Raw genomic sequence first — 23,304 nt, 5'->3', positions numbered from 1 at the left:
GTAACCCTTGCGCAGGCCTGGCCCTATGCATTGCTGATCCTGACCGGCAGCATAGTTTTGGCGTATGCCTGTTTGAAATGGTATGATGAACCCGTCCGCAAATGGCTGAGAAAAAAATGGGGGCAATAGCTTCCAGCTGTGATGCAAAAGTGTAGCTGCGGCGCCGGCATGGAAGGAATATGCAGATATGAGCAGGAGGACGGGGAAACCTGGAGACTGATTGTAAATGCATTTGATAACTGGTAAACTGCCCGCTACAATACCGCCAGGCTATCGATCTTATCCCGGTCGATCTGCTGCACCATCGCCTCCAGCGAATCGAACCTGACTTCTTCCCGGAGGAATTGTTTAACATATACCCGTAATGTTTGGCCGTAAATAGCCGTATCGAAATCAAAGATATTCACTTCCACAGTTCGTTTGGTACCGTTTACAGTTGGGCGCAGTCCAATGCTCATCATTCCTTTAAAGCGCTGCGGATCGCCGGTAAGGCTGGCATATACTGCGTAGATACCGTTGCCGGGGATGATCTTCTCCTCGTCTGTGACCTTTAAATTGGCGGTGGGGTAGCCTAGCTCACGCCCCAGTTTATCGCCATGGACCACTTCGCCTTCAAAAAAGAAATCGTAGCCCAGCAGGTGGTTGGTGGTAGCGGTATCGCCTTTCAGGATGGCTTCCCGGATCTTCGTGGAGCTGATGGAAATATTGTCGAGGATATGTTTGGGTATTTCCTCCAGTTCATAATGGTATTTCTGCTGCAGGAGCTCCAGCAGCTTATAATCACCCGTGCGGTTGCGCCCAAACCGGTGGTCATAACCGATAATGATCGTATGCGGCTTAAATTTTGCGATCAGGAAGTTGCACAGGTAATCTTCCGGAAGCTGGTTGGCAAATACCTCGGTGAAGGGGATGATGACCAGGTGATCTACATCAAGCGCTTCCAGCAATTCGATCCGCTCATCGAGGGTATTGATCAGGCGAAGCCCCAGGATGGAAGAGTTCACAATCTTACGGGGGTGGGGATGAAAGGTGATGATGACCGATTCACCGTTTGCAGCACGCGCCCTGGCGGTCAGCTGCCGGATCACTTTGCGGTGCCCCTCATGTACTCCATCAAATGTTCCAATGGTAATGACTGCGTTTTTAAACCCGGGCAGGGCCTCAATATTCCTGTGAATTTGCATAAAGCGCAAAATTAGCAGTCAAAGCTCAAAGTTCTCCCGATAATCGGGACAAATATCAAATCCTGTCTTATCTTAGCAGCCTTAACAAAATAAGATCAACTGATGTCGTTATATTCCAAAAGAGGTGTTTCTGCGCAAAAGGAAGAAGTACATGCCGCCACCCAAAAACTGGATAAAGGCCTTTACGGAAAAGCTTTTTGTAAGATTTACCCGGATGTGCTCGTTGGAGATGCAGACTGGGCAAATGTGATGCACGCAGATGGCGCCGGTACCAAGAGCATACTGGCTTACCTGTACTGGAAAGAAACCGGCGATGCCCGCGTATGGCGCGGGATTGCGCAGGACGCCATCGTTATGAACCTGGATGATCTGCTGTGTGTGGGTATTTATGATCAATTGGCCTTTTCTTCTACCATTGACCGGAATAAAACGGTGATCCCCGCAGAAGTACTGTCGGAAGTGATCAACGGGAGCCAGGAGTTTTTTGATACCATGCGCGCATTTGGCATCAATATTACCTATATGGGCGGCGAAACGGCGGATGTGGGAGATGTGGTACGTACTATTGCCGTTAATGGCACCATGACGGCCCGCTGGCCCCGGAAAAAACTGGTTACCAATGAAAAAATAGCGCCGGGAAATGTGATCGTGGGATTAGCCTCCTTTGGCAAAACAGGCTATGAGCAGGAATATAACAGCGGGCTGGCCAGCAACGGCCTTACCAGTGCCCGGCATGATGTGCTTAAAAAAGAATATGGGAAAAAATACCCGGAGACCTTTGAACCCGGTTTGCCTGAGGAAGTGGTGTACATCGGGCCGCACGGGCTTACCGATGCCATAGAGGTGGACGGCGTTGAGACAACGATCGGGAAGCTGCTGCTAAGCCCCACCCGTACTTTTGCACCTGTAATGAAAGTGCTGCTCGAGGAGTATTCCGATGCCATCAACGGGCTGATCCATTGCAGCGGTGGCGGGCAAACCAAGTGTATGAAATATGTGCCCGACCAGGTGAAGATCATTAAGAACAACCTGTTTACCCCACCGGTGATCTTTGATATCATCCAGAAAGCAAGCGGGGCCGATGCCCGGGAAATGTACCAGGTATTTAATATGGGTACCCGGCTGGAGATCTATACCAATGAAAAAGATGCAGATACCATTATAAGTGTGGCCACAGCACTGGGCGTGGATGCCCGGGTGATCGGGAGGGTGGAAGCCGGCGAAAAACAATCGCTGGAGATCCACACAGCTGGCGAAACCATCCTGTTTTAATGAAGTGATCTGCCGGCAAGGTTTTTGCGACTGAGATCCTGAAACACAGATTTTTGATCTCCTTTAGCAAATGCCTTTACTGACTGACGGATGCGGTAATCCATGCCCTCAGAATCTCAGTGGCAAACATAGGAGGCACGGAGCCACCGAATACACAAAGACTCAGCTTTTTTTGCCACTGAGGCACAGAAACTCAGGTTTTTTTGCTCTCTTCCAACAAGGATGCACGCGGTCTGAGCATCTCATTAGCCTTTCAACGATCTGACACTCTCTGTGCTTTAGCGCTGTGCAAATAGAGGAGATACCACCGGGATACTGAGACACAGATTTTGATCCTCTTTAGCAAATACTTTACCGGCTGCAGGGTCCGGGAGCCCATGCCTTTAGCAGCAAACACAGAAGGCACAGGAATGCCGATCATTTGATACGCGCTCCCGCAAAAGCCTTCCCTCATTCAAAAGTTAAAAATTTCTGTGTTTCACCGTTCCGGGTATTCGGAACCGTGGCAATCACTGCCGCGTGTTTTTAGGCCTCCAACGCCTTTACGATACGGCTATATAAAGCTTCGTCGCTAACCGGCTCCGGCTGAAATGCAGCGCCGATCACTTTTTCGTAAAGCTCTATATAACGGTTGGAGATGGTCCGGATCCATTCATCGCTCATTTCCGGAACGGTTTGCCCTTCCTTTCCCATAAAATTATTGGCGATCAGCCACTCCCGTACAAACTCTTTGCTGAGTTGCTTCTGCTTTTCACCAGCTGCCAGGCGTTCTTCAAAGCCATCTGCATAAAAATACCGGGAGCTGTCCGGTGTATGGATCTCATCCATCAGGATGATTGCTCCGTCCTTCTTCCCAAATTCATACTTGGTATCTACCAGGATAAGCCCCTGTTTAGCGGCCAGTTCCTGCCCGCGTCTGAAAAGCGCCAGCGCCAGCTGTTCCAGCTTGTTCCACTCAGCTTCCGTAGCCAGGCCCTGGGCAATGATCGCTTCTTTACTGATGTCCTCATCATGTCCCTCATCGGCCTTGGTGCTGGGGGTAATAATGGGGGATGGAAACGCCTGGTTTTCCGTCATGCCCTCCGGCAAAGCTACGCCGCACAGTTCCCGTTTCCCCGAGGCGTAGGTACGCCACGCATGACCGGTCAAATGCCCCCGTACCACCATTTCAATCTTAAAGGGAATGCATTTGATACCAATAGACGCATTGGGAGCGGGTACTTTTTGTAACCAGTTACTACAGATATCCCGGGTTGCATTCAGCATATATGCAGCGATCTGGTTGAGCACCTGCCCCTTAAAGGGAATAGGGCGGGGAAGGATCACGTCGAAAGCGGAAATACGATCCGAAGCGACCATGACCAGCAGGTCGTCATTAATGGTATATACATCTCTTACTTTACCCTTATAAAAAGAGGTTTGGCCTGGAAAACTAAAATTTGACATGCTGCGAAAATACTCCGCCTTTGGTTATGAACAACCAGCCGGCTCGAAAAAATTCGGGATCACCGGCCGCGGGGGAAAATTATATTTTTATTTTCAACTAACAAGTGTTATTTTAACATGGAAATCACTAAACCTCGAAATTTATGAGACACACAATTCACCTGTTCATAGTTATGTCCCTGTCATTCTTATGTACATCCGGGATTATGGCTCAGACCTCTGTTACAGTATCCGGTACTATTAAAAACAGTGAAACGGGGGAAGCTGTCAATGCTGCTTCAGTAATGGTTGCCGGTACGGCAACCGGTACGTACTCCAAACCCAACGGCAGCTTTGAATTAAAGATTACCGGCTATCCTGTTACACTTCTTGTTTCTTCAGTTGGCTATAAAACCCGGGAGGTTACGGTTGGAGCGGCGGAACCGGTAGCTATATCCCTGGAGCCGGGTGGCGATCTGGGCCAGGAAGTAGTGGTTGCCGCCAGCCGGGTGGCGGAGCGGATCCTGGAATCGCCCGTTACGATCGACCGGATCAGTAACACGGCCATCAGGAATATGGCGGCCCCTAATTTTTATGAGGCCCTGTCTAATGTAAAGGGCGTAGACCTGACCACTTCCAGTTTGACCTTCAGGACCATCAGCACCAGGGGATTTAATGGCAGCGGGAACCTGAGGTTTAACCAGCTGGTTGATGGGATGGATAACCAGGCGCCCGCTTTGAACTTTTCTGTGGGCAATGTGGTAGGGATGACGGAGATGGACGTGGATAATGTAGAATTGTTGTCCGGGGCCTCCTCCGCACTTTATGGATCGGGGGGAATGAATGGCACGCTGCTGATGACAAGCAAGAACCCGTTCAAATACCAGGGGCTGAGCATAAACATTAAACAGGGGGTTATGCATATTGCCGATCCGGAAAGCAAGGCAAAGCCGTTTTACGATTGGTCGCTCCGGTGGGGGCAGCAAATTGGTCAGAAGTTTGCCTTTAAATTGTCTGCCTCGTATATGAAAGCACAGGACTGGGTGGCAAATGATACCCGGGACCTGAACCGTAATAATGTGATCAGCTCCCTGAAGCCGGGCGGAACCAGGGTGAATGATCCGAACTATGACGGCGTAAATGTTTTTGGTGATGAGGCAAGCGCCAGCATGGCGGGCATTGCACAGGTTTACCAGGCGCAGACAAGGGCTGGAATACTGCAGGCTACCGGCGGTGCCGTGGATATTGTGAACCTGTTTAATACCCTTCCTGCAGATGCCTCGCCTGCGCAGATCGGGGGATTGATCGCCGGTTTGCCCGGGGCTTTGCAACCGGCGGCAACCAACCTTGTGCCTTTTTATTTTGGATTAAGGAATAATGTTTACGGAGGACAGCTGGTGAGCCGTACGGGCTATAATGAAAAAGAGCTGGTAAATTATGATGCATATAGTTTTAAGACATCCGGCGGGCTGTACTATAAGATAACCGATCATATTGAAGCCTCACTGCTGGGCTACTGGGGGCTGGGTACCACGGTGTATACGGGGGCGGACCGCTACTCCCTGCTGAACTTTAAGATCGGGCAATATAAGGCCGAGTTAAAAGGAAAGAACTGGTTCCTGAGGGCTTATACCACCCAGGAAAACTCGGGTGATTCGTACACGGCAACAACGGCTGCCCTGTTTGTTAACCGGCAATGGCGCTCTGATGCCGATTGGTTTGGATTGTATTCCGGAACGTATTCAGCAGCCCGGCTGCAGGGCGCTTCAGAGGAGGCTGCCCATGCAGCGGCAAGAACAGCGGCAGATGCCGGCCGGTACCTGCCAGGTACACCGGCTTTTGACAGCGCCCTGGTAAAGGCCAGGAATACGAGTATTAAGGATGGGGGGGCAAAGTTTGCCGACAAATCGGACCTGTTCCATTATGAGGGACAGCTGAATCTTTCAGAACAAATAAAGTTTGTAGAAGCCGTACTGGGCGCTTCTTACCGGGTATATTCGCTAAACTCGGCCGGTACCATTTTTGCCGATACAACAGGCCGCATAAAGATAAACGAATATGGCGGTTACCTGCAGCTGCAGAAAAGATTGCTGGATGATGTACTGAAACTCACGGGCTCCGTGCGCTTTGATAAGCGGGATGGCTATAAAGAACGGTTTACCCCGAGGGCCAGTGCCGTGATACGTGTAGCGCAGGATAATAATATCCGCCTTTCTTTCCAGACGGCCTACCGGTTCCCCTCAACACAGGATCAGTGGATCAACCTGAATACACCGGGCAGCCGTCTTATAGGCGGGGATCCCAGCTTTATAAATTATTTTGGGTTTGATACGAACCCGGTTTATACCTCGGAGAGTGTGGCCGCTTACCGGGGTTCTGTTGCATCCGGTACACCGGACCCTTCTCTGTTAAAAAGGGCACAGTTCTCCTCGGTAAAACCCGAACGGATGAATTCCTTCGAGCTGGGGTACCGGGGTTTGCTGACCAAAGCGTTATTGATCGACATTTATGGGTACCGGAGTGAGTTCAAAGATTTTATTGCCAGGGTAGCCGTAGCAAGGGGCAGCAGCGGTGATCCGGAAAGAGCGGCAGTGGATCTTGCCAGCCCGTTCACTTCCACGAATTATTCTTTTGTTACCAATACGGATGTGGCGGTCACCTCTTACGGATGGGGGCTGGGGTTAGAGTACCGTTTTAGCAGGGGATATGTTTTGGGCGGGAATTTTTCCAGCGATCTCTTAAAGGATGTGCCCGCGGGGTTTATCTCTTTCTTTAATACACCCAAATACCGGTTTAATATGAGCGTGGCTAACGAGAACGTAGTAAAAAATATCGGCTTTAACCTGGTCTATCGCTGGCAGGATAAAGTAAATTGGGAAGGTACTTTCGGATCGGGGCCCGTGCCTGCCTATGGTACTTTAGATGGCCAGGTGTCCTATAGAATGAGCACCATCAAAACAAGCATCAAGCTTGGCGCATCTAATTTGCTGAACAAATATTATTCCAGTGCGTTTGGAAATCCAATGGTGGGCGGCTTATATTATATAAGCCTGGGTTATAATCTTTAAAACATATTATCAAATAGGCTGCCGGAGCCGGGAAAAGTCGATGTTGCTGTAAAGGGCGTTTTAAACGCCGCCGGGCTACAATGCCCGGTCAATAAACAAAGCCCCTGGAGGGGGCTCTGTTTCCATCTACCTCTTAACTTAAATGGGGCATTTTTCAAGGCTCCTATTGGATTTGCGATGTGTGCGTTTGCTTTGCCCTTCCTGTGCTGCCCGCTCGTGGCGGGGGATGAGCCTTTTCCGAAGGGGAAGCAAAGGTAGTTTCGCGGATCACAAATAAGTTACAGGAATCCTGTCAAAACTTATGAATTGCGTTAATCAATCCTTCCGCTGTCCATGGTGGATGGTTAGCCGTCAGTAATCTGCCGTCGGTGTCACCAACCTTTAATCCGGAATCGGTCCTTGACCTATACCTGGTTGCGGTATTGCCTGGGGGATAGTCCCGTTTTTGATTTAAAGTAGTAGGAGAAATAGGCGATTTCATTGAATCCAAGTTCGTATGCTATTTCTTTTATCGTCATCCCGGAAGTGCGTATCAGTTTTTTTGCCTCCTGTAGCACCTTTTGCTGGATCAGGGATATGGCCGGTGCCCGGAACTTTTTTTTGCAAAGGATGGTCAGGTAGTTAGGGGTAACGTTTAATTGCATTGCGTAAAATGCCACCGATTTCTGCTTACGAAAATGTAGTGCTACCAGGTCGTTAAATTTCAGTAACAGGGTATTGGTATAGCTGTTGGGCAGCGCTCTATCGATCAGGCCGCGCTCTGCCTGCTGGCTGGCCAGCGTGGCGATAAGGCCGGTACGCAGGCCTATTACTTCCCAGGAAGGAGGTGCTGAAGCAAGTTCCTTCTGGATCAGTGAAAACTCCGTCGCTATGTTTTGAAAGACTTCCGAAGCCAGGTCAATAACGGGTTGCTGGTTATACCGGGCAATAGGGTGAGGAAGCCCCGGTGAAAATTTTTCGAACTGGAGCCGGGTGATGATCAGTTTTTTCCCGCGGGTTTCGGGTGCCAGGTGCCACTGGTGCTCCTGGCCGGGAAACAGGAAATGAAGCTGGCGCGGGCGCACAATGTAGTCTGTTCCATCGATAGTGTGCGTGCCATTGCCTTCTTTAAACAAAATAAGGACAAAGTGATCCGGTGTATGGGGATGGGAGGCGCTGTCAGCACTGTTAAACGGAAAGCAGCGGACCTTTTGTTCCTGGCCGGTATCCGGCCGGAGCTCATTTAATACCGGGTATGGGTTTTTGGGGTTCATATGCAAGTAATAGAAAGAAGCGTTTTTTTTAGTACCGGGACGTTCGCCCAAAAGATGTGCGCAAAATCCTGTTCTGTAAATAAAGTAGTTTGGGCGTACACTTTTTGAGGAGTTCCTGTTGTTATTGACCGGGATCTTTTGAGATCCTTTATTGTTTTTGAAATGTTCCGCTTCCCGGTTTTGTCTGCCGGCCCGCTTATCTCTGAGCTCTATACAGATGCGCTCTTTTACTGCCAGCCGGTTGGCTGAGCTTCTTATATAGCAGGTTTTGACAGTTGCCGGTTACTATAATAAGCGGCACTGTAAATAGTTCCCCATCCGCGGCCCTTCTCACTTCAATAAGATCATTACCTTTTCCCCCGGTGTAAAGGGCGATGGATCTTGACCCCGTTGTTTACTTGTATGAATGGGTATATTTTATATTTTCCGACCGGAAGCTTTTAATGGCGGCAAATTTAATGGCTTTCACGGGGCCGTACCCGTGCAGGGAACCTGCGTTATAAATTTCAAAGTACTTATGATAATATGTGTAATCCGGAAGGACCTTTTCTGTGGAATTGTCAGCGTTTGAACCGGTTCCTGTATTGCATTGGCGTCAGGCCGGTATAACGTTTAAAGAACGTTGAAAAATAGGATACTTCATTAAAATGTAACCGGCCTGCGATCTCCTTGATGGATTTTGATGAGGTGGTCAGCAGCAATTTTATTTCGCGGATCACTTCACTGTTGATAAGATCGGCAGACGATTTACCATAGTGCCGCCTGCAAAGGATGTTGAGATAATTGGCGGTAATGAACAACCGGTCTGCATAAAACTGCACTGCCCGGTGCTTTTCAAAATGCGTGCGGATCAGCGATTGAAATTGCTCCAGGACCGGCCGGGAGTCAAGGCCGATGGGGTTTTCGCTGGCCTGGTAAACAGCTCTTTCGATCACCAGCGAAATGATCCGGATCCTTGAGTAAACAACGGCCAGCAACCGGTGCACGGTGTACAGCTCCGCCTGGATGTATTGTATCTCATGAACGAGGGTGTTAAAGATGTCCCGGGTGAGCGGGGCCTGGGGTTTCTTTTTATAAAAGCTGATCGGAAATTTAAAATAGCTGGCCAGGGTATCATACATATCTTCAGACAGGATCATTATATGCCCGCTGGTTGTTTTGTCAAGATGCCAGTGATGTACCTGGCCGGGAAAACAAAGATGCATCTGCAAGGGGGCTACTTTGTGATCGGCATGATCGATGACATTGACCCCTTTGCCGTCCTCAAACAGCATCAGTATGAAGCAATCGCGCCTTTCAGGAACAGGAAACAGCCCTGCCGCTTCCGGGAGTTGCCGGTAGATGATTTCACTGTGCTGGCCAAGCATTTTCTGTATATCTGTAAAACGCCGGTGGGGGTAGACGGTACTGCTGGTCATAACGGTCTTGTTCTGTTGCGGAACGGATTTGCCGCATTGGAGTTAAATATCCTAAATGACGGAGGAACAGCAGTTATAAAAAAAAGAAAAAAACTTATAAATATCCGAACTGCCTGCCGGGTGGCAGGGATAAATGTATCTGAGTGGTTGCATCACAAAGAGGCGGTATATCAATCGGTCCAGCCAGGAAAGCGTTCTCCGTGTATGCTGTGGTAAAGAACTGCCACAGCTGATGTACAAAGGGTACTATGATGAAGGTGCTGCCTTTTGAAATGGGTAGGGGTGTATGGTAACAGGATATAATAGAAAAGCTGCCCGGGAGCCGGGCAGCTTTTCCTGATCTTGGCGGGTGGGTAATAATTAACCAAAGATCCCTTTTCTCAGGTTACGGATCCCTTCACCAATTTTAAAACCATTATGATATACTTCAATTTTATAGTCGCCGTGTAAGAATCCATCCGGGTTGCGGATCGGGAACGCTACACCTTTGCGGGTTCCCTGCTCATATTCAACAGGTACTTTTGCGGTAAAATTACGGTCACCGTCCTGGCGGGTGGTCATAGAACCGGAGGACAGTTGTGTATTTTGAACTACTGTTCCTTTCGGGTCTGTAACTACTACATAAAGGTCGGCGGGACCGGAAGTTGTGATCCTGTTTTCAACATTGAAAGCCACCCGCAGCATATCAACTTTGCGGGCAAAGTTGGTTTGTTTTTCTTTCCCGTTCCGTTTTTCTTTTAAAGGGGTGATCGACATACCGGATGCTGATAAGGTGCTGCCCACATCAACGGTATTAGCCAGTTCATCATTTTCCTTGCTTCTTGTATCAAGGTTCTGGCTCAGGATATCTTTCTCTGCGGTCAGGTGTGTGTTCTTCGCAGTCAGCTCCATGTTTTCGCCTTTCAGCTGCGATACCTGTGCTTCCAGCCGGCCTATCTGACCATTCAGTTCACCAATTAAATGACGGGCCCTCTGAAGATCAGAAGTGGTTGCTTTTTTGTCGTTAAGGATACGGGTGATCTCTGATTTACGATCATCAATTTCTTTTTGAAGTGCGGTCTTTTCACCTTGTAAACTATTGTTTGCCCCGGTAATAGAGTCCAGGCGCATTTCTGCAAGATTGAACATTTGCCGCAGGGAATCTGATTCAGACATTGCAGTGGCTACTTCTGTGTTACTGGGTTGTGTAGCACCAGAGCCGCCGGGAGCGTTCTTGCTCCATAAAATATAGCCCCAGGTTCCCAGCAATGCTGCAACCAGTAGCCCGATTAACACGTTCCGCCCGGTGTTATTGCCGTTGGGAGCGCCGGATGATGAACCTGTTGTTTGAGAAGAAGCTGAAGGGTAATTCGTATTTGCCATAATCATCTAAATTTTAAATAGTTTTTTATCGTGTAAGAATAAAACAACCAACAATATATAGGTAAAATAAATATGTATTGGACGTCAATTATGATTTTAAACACAAATTATGCCAAACGACTTTTTTGCTAAAAACATATGCGCATTTATATAATATTTACAAATTGTTAAAAACGCTATCTTGCAACTTATGAGCGTGGAAAAAATCCTCGGAGATTGGAAGAAAAAGAGTTACAAACCAATTTATTGGCTTGAAGGAGAAGAAGATTATTATATTGATCAGCTGGTTAATTATGCAGAGTCCAACATCCTTACCGAGAGTGAAGCTTCCTTTAACCTGACCATTTTTTACGGAAGGGATGCGGCCTGGGCGGATATTGTAAATGCCTGCAGGAAGTACCCGATGTTCTCAGACAGGCAGGTGGTCATTCTCAAAGAGGCCCAGCAATTGAAGGAGATGGAAAAACTGGAAGCCTATTTTAATCAGCCACTGGGTTCCACGGTTTTTATAGTAGCCTACAAGGAAAAAAAACTGGATTCCCGTACAAAGTTTGCAAAGCTGGTAAAGGATCGTTCAGAATTCCTGAGTACAAAAAAGATCTATGACAGCGCTTTGCCGGAATGGGTAAATACCTATGTATCCAGGCTGGGATACACCATTTCGCCAAAGGCAACCATGCTGCTGGTAGATCATATCGGGAACGACCTGGCGCGCATCGAAAACGAGATCCAGAAGATCCTCATCAACCTGAAAAACAGGACGGCAATCACCGAAGAGGATATAGAGCGTTTTGTGGGGATCAGCAAGGATTTTAACATTTTTGAATTACAGACGGCGGTGGCTACCAAGGACCTGGCAAAAGCCATCCGGGTGATCCGGTATTTTGGTGATAATCCCAAGGCGGCGCCCATCCAGCTGGTACTGCCTTCGCTGTATGCTTTTTTCAGCAAGGTCTTTATGATCTTTGGTGCTTCCGGATCAGAGGATGCTATTGCAAAGCAGGTTGGGGTTAACAGCTTTTTTTTCAAAAGTTATTCGCAGGCCTCCCGCATGTATGGATACGAGGGGGTTGAAAAAGTATTGCTGCTGCTGCATCAGTATAACCTGAAAAGCATCGGGGTCAATGCCACAAGGGTGGCCGATGAAGCCCTGCTAAAGGAAATGGTGGTGAAGATGATGATGTAAGTCCGCTGTGCGGGCTGTTTCAGGTTCAAGGTTTCGCGTTGGGTCTGGCGTGAAACCTTGAACCTTCAAACCTGGAACAAAAAACTACGCCTGCTCCAGCGCCTGTTGTATATCGTAAATGATATCATCCACATGTTCCAGTCCTACAGAAATCCGGATCAGCCCGGGGGTAATGCCCACTGCAAGCTGGTCTGCCGGTGGCACTTTGGAGTGGGTGGTACTGGCCGGGTGAGAGGCAATACTCCGTGAATCGCCCAGGTTAGGGGTCAGGGACAGGAGTTCCAGGGCATCCATAAACTTCCGCCCGCTTTCCAGGCCGCCGCTCAGTTCAAAACAAACGATACCGCCGCCGGCCTTCATTTGCTTTATGGCAATTTCATATTGAGGATGGGAGGAAAGGAAGGGGTATTTTACCCATTTTAATTTGGGATGATTTTCGAAATGCCTGGCCACGGCCAGGGCATTTTCGGAATGCCGCTGGATCCGCACATCCAATGTTTCCAGGCTTTTGGAAAGTACCCATGAATTAAAGGGCGAGAGCGCAGGCCCGGTATTGCGGCAAAAAAGATAGATATCGTGGATCAGCTCTTTTTTACCAACGACAACACCTCCCAGAACGCGGCCCTGCCCATCCAGCCATTTGGTGGCAGAATGGATCACCAGGTCGGCACCAAAATCAACAGGCGTTTGCAGAACCGGTGTGGCAAAACAGTTATCGACATTGTAGATGATCCCATGTTTGCGGGCCAGCCGGCCAACGGCTTCCAGGTCAATCAGCTCCAGCTGGGGATTGGTTGGCGTTTCCAGGTAAATCATGCGGGTATTGGGGCGTATCGCGGCTTCCCAGGCCGAAAGATCATCAGCCGGAACCAGCGTATATTCAATACCAAAGCGGGGCAGGAATTTTGTAACTACAGTATTGGTACCGCCAAACATAGAACGGCAGCACAACAGGTGGTCTCCGGCCTTCAGCAGGGCAAAGAACGACATGGACACGGCAGCCATACCGCTGGCCACAGCAAAACCGGCCTCTGCCTTTTCGAGTAACGCCATTTTGTTGGCAAACTCATCTACATTGGGATTGCTGTAACGGCTGTAAATATTGGCTTCGATCTCATCTGCAAAAGCAGCACGCATATTTTCTGCTGATTCAAATGCGAAGCTGCTGGTAAGATAAAGCGGGGCGGAATGTTCCATTTGTGCGCTGCGCTCCATTTGTGCGCGAACAGCCAGGGTAGCAGGATGTAACTTTCTATTGCTCATTGAGGTGGATCGTGGATAGTTAGAAATGAATAGTGAATGGTTAATAGTGAAAAATTAAACGGTGGGGTGCACGATCACTTTTGTGCGGATCGCTGCCCCGGCTTTTGTAAGCGTGATGGCAACGGAGCAATATTTATTCATAGAAATATCAACCGCCCGCTGCGCCTTGCCTTCGTCTACGTTGCCCGTGATTTCAAATACCAGGTCGATCTCTTTCCATAAAGAAGGCTCAACTCCTGCTTCCCGTTCGCCGGTCACCGTTACTGTATAATCTTTTATCTCCTGGCGTTGCTTTTTAAGGATGCTGATCACGTCGATACTGGCACAGCCTGCAAGCGCATTTAACAGTACCTGCATCGGGCGGGCGCCGTACTCGGTACCACCCATATCAGGATTACTATCCATTTTAATAACAGTTCCGTTCTCGTTAATGGTGTCAAAACCATAATCGCCGCTCACTCTTTTTAATACAACTTTAGCCATGTGCTCTTTTGTTTAGGCCGCAAAATTATTTGAAAATTTGGTAACGGGAAAATTTGAGGATGTGAAAATGGAAACTACCCGGTGCACCGGGTGCAGCAACATTCAACCTGGCCGGACCATCTTAAACATCCGGGAATCCGGCAGGGAACCGGGTTTTACCCCCATTTTAAACGTGAAACCTTAAACTAAACAAGTTCCAGGTTATCAATAAGCCTTACCTCCCCCAGGTAAGCCGCAACAAGGCCGGTCAGGGGGGTATGCCCGTTCCATGACCCGCATGTTTCCAGTGTTTGGGTATCAACAATAGATACATAGTCCGGGCGGAAGCCCTCCCGGGTCAGGCGGGTTTTTGCCGTTTCCTGCAGGGGGGCAAGATCGCCCGGGGCAAGCTGCTCCTTCAGGTATAACAGTGTCTGGTAAATTTCCGGTGCCTTCCGGAGCTCCTCAGGGCTTAAACGGGTATTCCTGCTGCTCATGGCCAGACCGTCCGGCTCACGCAGGGTAGGCACGATATTCATCCGGATCTTATCAAAATCCGGGTTTCCTGCAATCAGCCGCTCAATAACCCGGCATTGCTGCAGATCCTTTTGACCAAAAAATACCTTATCCGGGTGAATCGTGTAAAAAAGCCGGCTCACTACATCGGCTACCCCCTGGAAATGGCCGGGGCGGTAGGCCCCCTCCAGGATCGACTCCAGGCGGCCCAGGTCATAATGCGGGGCAGGGCCGGAGCCAGGAGGATAAACTTCCGCAACCTCCGGGTAAAAAACGGCATCACAGCCATGCTGTTCCAGCAGGTAAAGGTCCTTCTCAATGGTCCGGGGATATTTCTGCAGGTCCTTCGGGTCGTTAAACTGGGTAGGGTTTACAAAGATGCTGCAGACCGTAAAATCGGACTGTTGGCGGGCTGTCCGGATCAAACTGATATGCCCGGCATGCAGGGCTCCCATTGTCGGCACAAAGCCGATTTCCTGTTTTTTATCCTGTAAATGAGTAATAAAACCCTGAATATCATTCCTCTTTTTATACAAACGCATCCTGCAAAATAGAATATTCGCGCCAATTTTGGCTATAATAATGTACCTTTGCAGCCTTTAAAGTTTGTAAAACATGTCAGTAAAGAAAAGAATTTTATTTATAGCCAATGAAATGTCGCCCTACCTCGAATTGACAGAATTTTCCGAAACAGTTAACAAACTTGCGATAAAAGCCAACGATAATGGTTTTGAAGTGCGTTGCATTATGCCGCGTTTTGGCAGTATTAATGAGCGCCGGCACCGGCTGCACGAAGTGGTGCGGCTTTCGGGAATCAATGTTACGGTAGACAATGACGACATGCCTTTACAAATAAAGGTTGCTTCTTTGCCCAGCGCCCGTTTACAGGTCTATTTTCTGGAAAATGAAGAATTGTTTAAACGTAAAACACTTTTTCACGACGAAAATGAGCAGTGGTTTGAGGACAATGACCTGAGAACGGTTTTTTATTGCAAAGGAGCCCTGGAGACCGTTAAAAAGTTTGGCTGGTCGCCCGATATCATCCATTGCAGTGGCTGGATGACCGGGTTGATCCCGGCGTATCTCAAAACCGTGTACAAGAAAGAACCGGTGTTCGCACACAGCAAGATCGTATATACGATCGGGGAAAGCACGTTTAAAGAAAAACTGGGCAAAGGGTTTATTCAAAAGGCCCTCATCCATCCATCGCTGAAAGAAAAGGACCTCGAGCTGTATAAGGACGGTACCAATATTGCCCTGATGCGGGGTGGGGCCGCTTTCTCAGATGCGATCAGTTTCGGCTCGCCGGATGTGGATAAAAAACTGGTATCGGAGTTCTCCAAAGTGCGGGGTAAAAAGACCCTGTTGTTCAAAGAAGATTCTGATTTAACAGAGTATTTACAACTGTATCACGATCTTGCAAGCTGATGAATCGTTTACGCTTATTAAATTCAATTTTTTTTGTGAGAAAAAGGCATTTTTTTGCACTCGGTCTGTTCCTCCTGGCAACCGGATTTATTGTTTCCTGCAGTAAGATCAACCTGGCAACAGAGCTGGGGCAGGGGCTGATACCGGAGGTAGATAATATTCATACGTTTGATACAACACTGGAAGTGGAAACATTTAACGGGATCTTTACGGCGGCTAATGACAGCTTCCGTTCCTCGTTTGAATTCCCCCAGATACTGGGCAAGATCGACAATGATCCCATCTTTGGGAAAACAGATGCCCGCCTTTATTTCCAGGTAAGCCCGCAAACCAAGACGCCCTTTCTGAATGAGCCGTCCAAGCTGCAGCTCGATTCGGTAGTGCTGGTACTGAACAATACATTCATATATGGTGATACGGCAATGCCGCAAACGATCAATATCTCTGAAATTGCAGGGAGTAACGATTTTCAGGGAGACACCATGTATTTATTATCCAAACAGATGACCACCGCGGGTCTGCTGGGTTCCAGGACCATCGTTCCGCATACCCTTAAGGATTCGGTAACCGTGATTGACTTTAAGGACGGTACAGCTGATACGACAAAAGTGGCAAACCAGCTCCGGGTTCGGTTGGATGACGCATTTGGCCGGCGCCTGCTGGCTTACGATTCTGCCGGGGCAAATGATGGTTATTCCACGGATTCGGTGTTCCGGTCAAAATTCAAAGGCTTTGCGCTTGAATCGGCCGGGGCGGCAAACACATTATTGGGGATCAGTATGCTGAACGCACAGCTGCAGGTCTATTACCGGTATGAAAATAAGACCACGGCCGGCGATATGGATACGGCTACCACCTTTTTTAATTTCCAGAAAGCTTCAAGTGTAACGCTTACCGGAAATGAGAACGGATCCTCCAATTATATAGCGCGGGATTTCGGCGGTACGCAGATAGAGGCCACCGGCGGGGATGCGATAGCAGATCCCCTGGTATATATTGCAAATACACCGGGTACTTATGCAACCGTCAAAATACCCGGACTGGCAACATTCCCCAATTCAGTGATCCACCTGGCGGAACTGCAGATGGAATCGGTATTTGACAATTCGGATACGACCTTTACCAGCCCGGAAAATATGTTCCTGGATGTGCTCGATTCTACTGATCATAAATATAAGCTGGTTCCCTACGTTTTTGGTCTTACCTATTCCAGCGGGTATGCGATTACAAACTTCCCGGCATTTTACAGTGTCAACAGCTCCGGCAACGGAGGCCATAACTATTATTTTAAAAAGGACCCGCAGGGCCACCTGGTGCGGCAATGGCGCTTTAATATTACCGGTTACGCGCAAAAAATTGCCCTGGAAAAAGTTCCGCTTTTTGACTTCCGGCTGTATGCTCCGGCGGGTGTGGGGCTGCCCCTGGGCGACCGCAATCCCGTTACGGGCGAGAGCAAGTTCAGCGTTCCGCAATCCGGCAATCTTTTTGGTATGTCTGCTGTAGGCCGCGTCCGTTTGGGCGGCGGTAATCACCAGGGCCAGAAAATGAAGTTGCGGATCGTTTATTCAAAGCTTTGACCTTAATTGATATTTTTTATTTAAATACGAACGGGTGCTATATTTGCACCCGTAAATTTTAATTATTTCTTAATAACCCATCGTTTATGCCGTATTTATTTACTTCTGAAAGTGTTTCTGAAGGACACCCGGATAAAGTAGCAGACCAGATCTCTGATGCACTTATCGATAATTTTTTAGCATTTGATCCGCAGTCGAAGGTTGCCTGCGAAACACTGGTAACAACCGGGCAGGTTGTTTTAGCCGGCGAAGTAAAATCGAAGGCCTACCTGGATGTGCAGGAGATTGCCAGGGGCGTGGTGAGCAAGATCGGATATACCAAAAGCGAATATATGTTTGAAGCCCGCTCCTGTGGCGTGCTTTCGGCCATTCATGAGCAGTCGGCCGACATCAACCAGGGGGTAGTGCGCAAGAAAAAAGAAGACCAGGGCGCCGGCGACCAGGGAATGATGTTTGGTTATGCAACCAATGAAACGGCGAATTATATGCCGCTGGCCCTGGACCTGGCACATACCCTGTTGATTGAACTGGCAGCCATCCGCCGTGAAAATAAAAAGATCCAGTACCTGCGCCCCGATTCCAAAAGCCAGGTAACACTGGAGTACAATGATAATAATAAACCTGTCCGCATTGAAGCGATCGTGATCTCCACACAGCATGATGATTTTGACACAGAAGCCAAAATGCAGGCCCAGATCGGAAAGGATATCAAAGAGATCCTGATCCCCCGCGTTATCAAAAAATACCCGCAGTATAAACACCTCTTTAATAATAAGATCAAATACCACATCAACCCAACCGGGAACTTTGTGATCGGCGGACCGCATGGAGATACGGGTTTAACCGGCAGAAAGATCATTGTAGATACCTACGGTGGCAAGGGGGCCCATGGCGGTGGCGCTTTCAGCGGTAAAGATCCCAGTAAGGTAGACCGTTCTGCAGCTTATGCAACCCGCCATATCGCAAAGAACCTGGTAGCGGCAGGCTTGTGTGATGAAGTGTTGGTACAGGTATCCTACGCCATTGGAGTGGCACAGCCTACCAGCATTAACGTAAACACCTACGGTACAGCAAAGGTAGACCTGAATGACGGCCAGATCAGCCAGGTAGTGGAAAAGCTCTTTGATATGCGCCCTTACTTTATTGAACAACGCCTGAAGCTCCGTAACCCGATCTATAGCGAAACTGCGGCATACGGGCATATGGGAAGGGAGAACCGCATTGTGGAGAAAATATTTGTTGCCCCTGATGGTAAAAAAGTAACCAAAAAAGTAGAGCTGTTTACCTGGGAAAAGCTGGACTATGTGCCCCGGGTAAAAAAGGCATTTGGTCTGAAATAGATCAGGAACTTAAAAATTTGCGAGAGCTGCTCCGTAAAGGGCGGCTCTTTTTATTGTTTAAAGTACCCTGCCGGATCCGTATTTCATTGCTCACAGGTCATGGGCGTTAAGGTGGAAAACGGTTGAAGGTTGCCCGGGACCCTGTCGCTTCCGGGTTTAAAGCGCAGCGTTCCCGGCCAGCCCCGTTTTATGCCCGATGCCCCATTGTGCACAGACGACTGACAGGCTCCTTTTCAGGCCCTTCAAAAGTATCCCCCGGGGCCTGTTTCAATTTTCAAATTCCCCGGTTTCCACATTTTTAATTTCCCAAATTTCCATCAAAAAACAAGCGTTCAGAAGCGGAAATACGATCCGGAAAAGTTAAATTTGCACATAGCGCATTTTGCAGCATTCAGAATGATTTAGAATAAATTAGATGGAAGAAAATTTAGACCCGCAAGCAACACAGGACGGTAATCGTATCATCCCCGTAAATATCGAAGAACAAATGAAAACGGCCTACATCGATTATTCGATGTCGGTGATCGTTGGACGTGCCCTGCCCGATGTAAGGGACGGTTTAAAACCCGTGCACCGCCGCATCCTTTATGCCATGAATGACCTGAACCTGAGGTCGAACCGCCCGCACCGGAAATCGGCCCTTGTCGTGGGTGAGGTGCTGGGTAAATACCACCCGCACGGCGATAGCTCCGTGTACGATGCCATGGTGCGTATGGCACAGGACTGGAGCATGCGTTATACCATGGTAAACGGCCAGGGTAACTTTGGTACGCAGGATGGCGACGGACCGGCGGCCATGCGTTATACAGAGGTAAAGCTGGAAAGCATTGCAGAGCATATGCTGGACGATATCGAAAAAGAAACGGTAGACTTTCAGCCGAACTACGATGACTCCAGGGAAGAGCCGGTGGTGCTGCCAACGCGCATCCCGCAGCTGCTGGTCAACGGATCCAGCGGTATCGCTGTGGGGATGGCCACCAATGTAATGCCGCATAACCTTTCGGAAGTGATCGACGGATGTGTGGCGTATATAGAGAACAAGGAGATTACCATAGATGAACTGATGCAATATGTAAAAGCGCCCGATTTTCCAACGGGGGGCATCATTTACGGAATGGAGGGCATCCGGGCTGGTATGCATACCGGCCGTGGCCGTGTGGTATTGAGGGGAAAGGTTCGTGTAGACACCAAACCCAGCGGAAGAGAGCAGATCGTTATCTCCGAAGTGCCCTACCAGGTAAACCGGGATGCGCTTACCAGCCGTATCGGGGACCTGGTAAATAACAAAATCATCGATGGCATAGCCCACGTTAATAATGAATCCAATAAAAAGGAAGGAACCCGTATCGTTATCGATCTGAAGCGGGATGCGATCGCCAATGTGGTGATCAACCAGCTGTACAAAAATACCGACCTGCAGACCTCCTATGGTATTAACAACGTAGCTATTACCCAGGGACGTCCCAGGATCCTGAACCTGAAAGACCTGATTAGTGAGTTTGTGGCCTTCCGGCACGAGGTAGTGGTGCGCCGGACGAAATTTGAACTGAAGGAGGCTGAAAAGCGGGCGCATATTCTGCAGGGATACCTGATTGCCCTGGATCACCTGGATGAAGTGATCCGGCTGATCCGGAACTCGCCCACACCGGAAGTGGCAAAGGAAAACCTGATCAACGCGGGATGGGGGCTGGATGAGATACAGGCCAAGGCGATCCTGGAACTGCGGCTGCAGCGGCTGACCGGTATGGAGCGGGAAAAGATCAAAGAAGAGTTTGATGAACTCATGAAGCTGATCACGCACCTGAAAGAAGTGCTCGCCAATGAAGGACTCCGGTACGAGATCATTACAACGGAGTTGCTGGAAATAAAAGAAAAATACGGTGATGGCCGTAAAACAGAGATCACCTACCTGAACGATGAAGTTTCTATAAAAGACCTGATCAAGGAAGAGGATGTGGTGATCACCATCTCGCACCTGGGATATATCAAACGAACACCGGTAGATGAATTCCGCGCACAGCGGAGAGGTGGAAGAGGGGTAATGGGTGGTAAAACCCGCGAGGAAGATTTTATTGAGCATTTATTTGTAGCCTCTACCCATCACACTCTTTTGTTCTTTACAGAAAAAGGGCGGTGTTACTGGCTGAATGTATATGAGATCCCGGAAGGAGAAAAGACCGGTAAGGGAAGAGCGATCCAGAACCTGATGCAGCTTCCGCCGGATGATAAGATCCGCGCCATTATCGATGTAAAGGATCTGAAAAACGAGGAGTTTGTAAGTACCCATAATATTGTGCTGTGTACACAGAAAGGCATCATCAAGAAAACAGCCCTGGAAGATTTCAGCCGCCCCCGCCAGACGGGCGTTAACGCGATTACCATCAATGAGGGCGACCGTTTGCTGGAAGCGCGTTTAACGGACGGCAAATCCGAGATCATGATGGCTGTTAAGAGCGGCCGGGCCATCCGCTTTTCCGAAGAAAAAGTACGGGCAACAGGTCGCGGCGCCATTGGTGTTGGAGGTATTGAAGTAGATGATGAAAATGATGAAGTGATCGGGATGATCTGCCTGTCTGCCGAAAGCCCCAAGTCTGTGTTAGTGGTAAGCGAAAAGGGGTATGGCAAACGGACAAAGATTGATGAATACCGGTTTACCAACCGGGGAGGAAAAGGCGTTAAAACGATCAACGTAACCGAAAAGACCGGAGCCCTGGTAGGACTGCTGGATGTGGATGAGACCCAGGACCTCCTGATCACCTGTAAAAGCGGGATCACTATCCGGATGCGGGTGCGGGATATCAGCGAGCTGGGGCGCGCCACACAGGGGGTAAAACTGATCCGCCTGGAAGAAGATGACCAGATCGCGGCGATCAGCCAGGTGGAAGAACAGGAAATGGCGGAAGAAGCCGAGGCAGAAAATGCAGCAACAGCCAACGCAACGGAATCGGAAGCAGGTACGTCAACCGGAGAAAAAGATGTAACTTCAGGGGACGATCCGGGCACAGAAAAAAATAATGAAGGACCGGCATCAGAAAATTAACGGTTCTGCGTTATTAGTTCGGAACGAAAATTGCCGTTCTTACAGCCGGGAACAATTTTGAACTCAAAAAACTTAAAAAAGAATATGATGAAGAAAACGACACTTTTTGCGTCAGTATTGCTGCTCGGATCAGCAGCGTACGCGCAGAAATACGATCCTATCAAAGGTGTATTGTTAGCAAACAATTTAGCAGAAGCGCACAAACTCTATGATAAAGAGTCTTCCAATGAAAAGTTCTTCTCCAAACCCGAGGGGTACATTATTAAGTCGTATATTCTTGCTTTTGATGCCCTGGACAGCGCGAAGGCGGGCGATGCGGAAAAAAACAGGGAAGCCGCGCTTGCCGCATTTAACAAGTATAAGGAGATGGATCCTTCAATGAAGGACCTGGATACCTATAAAAATGCGCCGTACCAGTTGTATGCGTCTTATTTTAACAGTGGCGTTGCAGATATTAATGCCAAAAATTATGAAGCGGCCTATGCCAAGTTCAAAAATGTGGTGGATCTGTCGGACCTGCTGATCGCAAAAAAGATCAATCTCCCCGGGCCTATTGATACCAACGCGGTGTATTACGCGGGGGTGCTGGCGGAAACCAACAAACAGATAGAGGATGCCGTAAAATACAATACACGTTTGGCAGATCTGAAGATCACCGGCCATAACTTTGAGCAGGTATACCAGAGCCTGGTACGGTACTACGCCGGCAAAAACGACGATGCCAATTTTGAAAAGTATCGTAAGCTGGGCAAGGAACTGTATCCTCAAAGCGAATTCTTCAATTACAGTAAACTCGAATTTGCCATAGGCGGCAGCAGCAATTTTGACGAAAAAGTAGCGGCGCTGGAGAAGATCGTAACGGCAACTCCTGATGACTATAAGGCAAATCTTGCATTGGGTGAGGCGATCTTTGAGCGCCTGAACCGGGCAAAAGATGGTGAGGAGAAACCAGCGAATGCAGTAGAACTGGAAACCAAAATGCTGGGTGCATTAAAAAAGGCAGAATCACTGAATGCAGCGGAACTGCAGCCTGTTTTACTGCTGGGGGATCATTTTATGGCTAAAGCCAGCATAAAAGAGGAAGAAATGCGCAATGCGGAAAAGGAAGTGGATGCAAAAGGTACCAAGGCAACAGCGGCCGATAAACAAAAATCTGCAGATGCTAAAAAAGCCTATATAGCTGAATATGCCCTGGCAGTGGAAAATTTTGAAAAAGCCGCAGATGCATTGGGCAAACTGCCCCAGCTCGATAATGTACAAAAACGGCAGTACCGGGTAATTGCCGGTAACCTGGCCCAGTACTACTTCTTTATCGGACAGGATGCTACAGGCGCCAATAAAACGAAGTATAACGGGTTAGAGAAAAAATACGATACGCTTTATAAAAGCATGAAATAAACTACAGTTTTTTTAAATTGCAACGAGCGGCCGGGGTTACCCGGCCGTTTTTTTATTGCTGTTTTCGTAAAGGCCGTAGCAGAATGATATTAATTAACTAACTTGCGTTAGG

At 48.6% G+C, this 23,304-nt stretch carries 16 protein-coding genes; 8 read left to right on the top strand and 8 right to left on the bottom strand.

Going from position 1 to position 23,304, the window contains the following annotated elements; genetic code table 11:
• Nucleotides 1–254: 254 nt before the first annotated feature.
• The gene (locus BLS44_RS18790; RefSeq protein WP_090391778.1) at nt 255–1,184 is read right to left on the bottom strand and encodes a bifunctional riboflavin kinase/FAD synthetase; all 930 of its coding nucleotides are present in this window, start codon (nt 1,182–1,184) and stop codon (nt 255–257) included.
• A gap of 102 nt (nt 1,185–1,286) precedes the next feature.
• Here BLS44_RS18790 and BLS44_RS18785 point away from each other — a divergent pair, with 102 nt between their 5' ends.
• The gene (locus BLS44_RS18785; RefSeq protein WP_090391777.1) at nt 1,287–2,456 is read left to right on the top strand and encodes an AIR synthase related protein; all 1,170 of its coding nucleotides are present in this window, start codon (nt 1,287–1,289) and stop codon (nt 2,454–2,456) included.
• A gap of 525 nt (nt 2,457–2,981) precedes the next feature.
• Here BLS44_RS18785 and BLS44_RS18780 read toward each other — a convergent pair.
• Nucleotides 2,982–3,902, bottom strand: a complete 921-nt coding sequence (locus BLS44_RS18780) for a phosphoribosylaminoimidazolesuccinocarboxamide synthase (protein WP_090391776.1) — start codon at nt 3,900–3,902, stop codon at nt 2,982–2,984.
• A 143-nt stretch (nt 3,903–4,045) separates the two neighbouring features.
• On the opposite strand from BLS44_RS18780, the gene BLS44_RS18775 reads away from it, so the two are divergent.
• Nucleotides 4,046–6,949: a TonB-dependent receptor gene (locus tag BLS44_RS18775; protein ID WP_090391775.1), complete on the top strand. Its 2,904-nt coding sequence runs from the start codon at nt 4,046–4,048 to the stop codon at nt 6,947–6,949.
• A 404-nt stretch (nt 6,950–7,353) separates the two neighbouring features.
• Here BLS44_RS18775 and BLS44_RS18770 read toward each other — a convergent pair whose 3' ends face one another.
• From BLS44_RS18770 to BLS44_RS18755, 3 genes are all read right to left on the bottom strand, one after another.
• Nucleotides 7,354–8,202, bottom strand: coding sequence for a helix-turn-helix domain-containing protein (locus BLS44_RS18770; protein ID WP_143019847.1), 849 nt, complete (start codon nt 8,200–8,202; stop codon nt 7,354–7,356).
• A gap of 560 nt (nt 8,203–8,762) precedes the next feature.
• The gene (locus tag BLS44_RS18765) at nt 8,763–9,620 is read right to left on the bottom strand and encodes a helix-turn-helix domain-containing protein (protein WP_090391773.1); all 858 of its coding nucleotides are present in this window, start codon (nt 9,618–9,620) and stop codon (nt 8,763–8,765) included.
• 360 nt (nt 9,621–9,980) lie between these two features.
• Nucleotides 9,981–10,982: a hypothetical protein gene (locus BLS44_RS18755; RefSeq protein ID WP_090391846.1), complete on the bottom strand. Its 1,002-nt coding sequence runs from the start codon at nt 10,980–10,982 to the stop codon at nt 9,981–9,983.
• Between the two features lie 190 nt (nt 10,983–11,172).
• Between BLS44_RS18755 and holA the strand changes: the two genes are divergently transcribed.
• Nucleotides 11,173–12,168 (top strand): DNA polymerase III subunit delta, encoded by a 996-nt coding sequence (gene holA, locus BLS44_RS18750; protein ID WP_090391771.1) that lies wholly within the window; start codon nt 11,173–11,175, stop codon nt 12,166–12,168.
• An 84-nt stretch (nt 12,169–12,252) separates the two neighbouring features.
• Here holA and BLS44_RS18745 read toward each other — a convergent pair whose 3' ends face one another.
• The 3 genes from BLS44_RS18745 to panC all read right to left on the bottom strand — a co-directional run bounded on the left by BLS44_RS18745 (nt 12,253) and on the right by panC (nt 14,951).
• Entirely contained in the window at nt 12,253–13,431 is a 1,179-nt protein-coding gene (locus BLS44_RS18745) for a trans-sulfuration enzyme family protein (RefSeq protein ID WP_090391770.1), read from the bottom strand.
• A gap of 54 nt (nt 13,432–13,485) precedes the next feature.
• Complete coding sequence (locus tag BLS44_RS18740; RefSeq protein WP_090391769.1) at nt 13,486–13,914, bottom strand: OsmC family protein; 429 nt, start codon at nt 13,912–13,914, stop codon at nt 13,486–13,488.
• Nucleotides 13,915–14,099: 185 nt separating this feature from the next.
• Nucleotides 14,100–14,951 carry a pantoate--beta-alanine ligase gene (gene panC, locus BLS44_RS18735; RefSeq protein WP_090391768.1) on the bottom strand — a complete coding sequence of 284 codons (852 nt, stop codon included), beginning with the start codon at nt 14,949–14,951 and terminating at the stop codon, nt 14,100–14,102.
• Between the two features lie 73 nt (nt 14,952–15,024).
• On the opposite strand from panC, the gene BLS44_RS18730 reads away from it, so the two are divergent.
• The 5 genes from BLS44_RS18730 (at nt 15,025) to BLS44_RS18710 (ending at nt 23,192) form a co-directional block, all read left to right on the top strand.
• On the top strand, nt 15,025–15,837 hold the full coding sequence (locus BLS44_RS18730) for a glycogen/starch synthase (RefSeq protein WP_090391767.1): 813 nt from the start codon (nt 15,025–15,027) through the stop codon (nt 15,835–15,837).
• Between the two features lie 35 nt (nt 15,838–15,872).
• On the top strand, nt 15,873–17,414 hold the full coding sequence (locus tag BLS44_RS18725) for a DUF4270 family protein (RefSeq protein ID WP_176954475.1): 1,542 nt from the start codon (nt 15,873–15,875) through the stop codon (nt 17,412–17,414).
• 86 nt (nt 17,415–17,500) lie between these two features.
• On the top strand, nt 17,501–18,754 hold the full coding sequence (gene metK, locus BLS44_RS18720) for a methionine adenosyltransferase (protein WP_090391765.1): 1,254 nt from the start codon (nt 17,501–17,503) through the stop codon (nt 18,752–18,754).
• Between the two features lie 415 nt (nt 18,755–19,169).
• Entirely contained in the window at nt 19,170–21,794 is a 2,625-nt protein-coding gene (gene gyrA, locus BLS44_RS18715) for a DNA gyrase subunit A (protein WP_090391764.1), read from the top strand.
• A gap of 84 nt (nt 21,795–21,878) precedes the next feature.
• Complete coding sequence (locus BLS44_RS18710; RefSeq protein ID WP_245729276.1) at nt 21,879–23,192, top strand: hypothetical protein; 1,314 nt, start codon at nt 21,879–21,881, stop codon at nt 23,190–23,192.
• Nucleotides 23,193–23,304: the final 112 nt, after the last annotated feature.

Origin of the sequence: Niabella drilacis, assembly GCF_900101395.1 — a bacterium.
Lineage (GTDB): Bacteria > Bacteroidota > Bacteroidia > Chitinophagales > Chitinophagaceae > Niabella > Niabella drilacis.
Note: the sequence above shows the minus strand (reverse complement) of the source record. Positions and strands in the feature narration are given on the sequence as shown.

Bases quoted from the DNA above. Each gene is read 5' to 3' on its own strand.
- BLS44_RS18790 (WP_090391778.1), bottom strand. From the start codon at position 1,184: ATGCAAATTCACAGGAATATTGAGGCCCTGCCCGGGTTTAAAAACGCA.
- BLS44_RS18785 (WP_090391777.1), top strand. From the start codon at position 1,287: ATGTCGTTATATTCCAAAAGAGGTGTTTCTGCGCAAAAGGAAGAAGTA.
- BLS44_RS18780 (WP_090391776.1), bottom strand. From the start codon at position 3,902: ATGTCAAATTTTAGTTTTCCAGGCCAAACCTCTTTTTATAAGGGTAAA.
- BLS44_RS18775 (WP_090391775.1), top strand. From the start codon at position 4,046: ATGAGACACACAATTCACCTGTTCATAGTTATGTCCCTGTCATTCTTA.
- BLS44_RS18770 (WP_143019847.1), bottom strand. From the start codon at position 8,202: ATGAACCCCAAAAACCCATACCCGGTATTAAATGAGCTCCGGCCGGAT.
- BLS44_RS18765 (WP_090391773.1), bottom strand. From the start codon at position 9,620: ATGACCAGCAGTACCGTCTACCCCCACCGGCGTTTTACAGATATACAG.
- BLS44_RS18755 (WP_090391846.1), bottom strand. From the start codon at position 10,982: ATGGCAAATACGAATTACCCTTCAGCTTCTTCTCAAACAACAGGTTCA.
- holA (WP_090391771.1), top strand. From the start codon at position 11,173: ATGAGCGTGGAAAAAATCCTCGGAGATTGGAAGAAAAAGAGTTACAAA.
- BLS44_RS18745 (WP_090391770.1), bottom strand. From the start codon at position 13,431: ATGAGCAATAGAAAGTTACATCCTGCTACCCTGGCTGTTCGCGCACAA.
- BLS44_RS18740 (WP_090391769.1), bottom strand. From the start codon at position 13,914: ATGGCTAAAGTTGTATTAAAAAGAGTGAGCGGCGATTATGGTTTTGAC.
- panC (WP_090391768.1), bottom strand. From the start codon at position 14,951: ATGCGTTTGTATAAAAAGAGGAATGATATTCAGGGTTTTATTACTCAT.
- BLS44_RS18730 (WP_090391767.1), top strand. From the start codon at position 15,025: ATGTCAGTAAAGAAAAGAATTTTATTTATAGCCAATGAAATGTCGCCC.
- metK (WP_090391765.1), top strand. From the start codon at position 17,501: ATGCCGTATTTATTTACTTCTGAAAGTGTTTCTGAAGGACACCCGGAT.
- gyrA (WP_090391764.1), top strand. From the start codon at position 19,170: ATGGAAGAAAATTTAGACCCGCAAGCAACACAGGACGGTAATCGTATC.
- BLS44_RS18710 (WP_245729276.1), top strand. From the start codon at position 21,879: ATGATGAAGAAAACGACACTTTTTGCGTCAGTATTGCTGCTCGGATCA.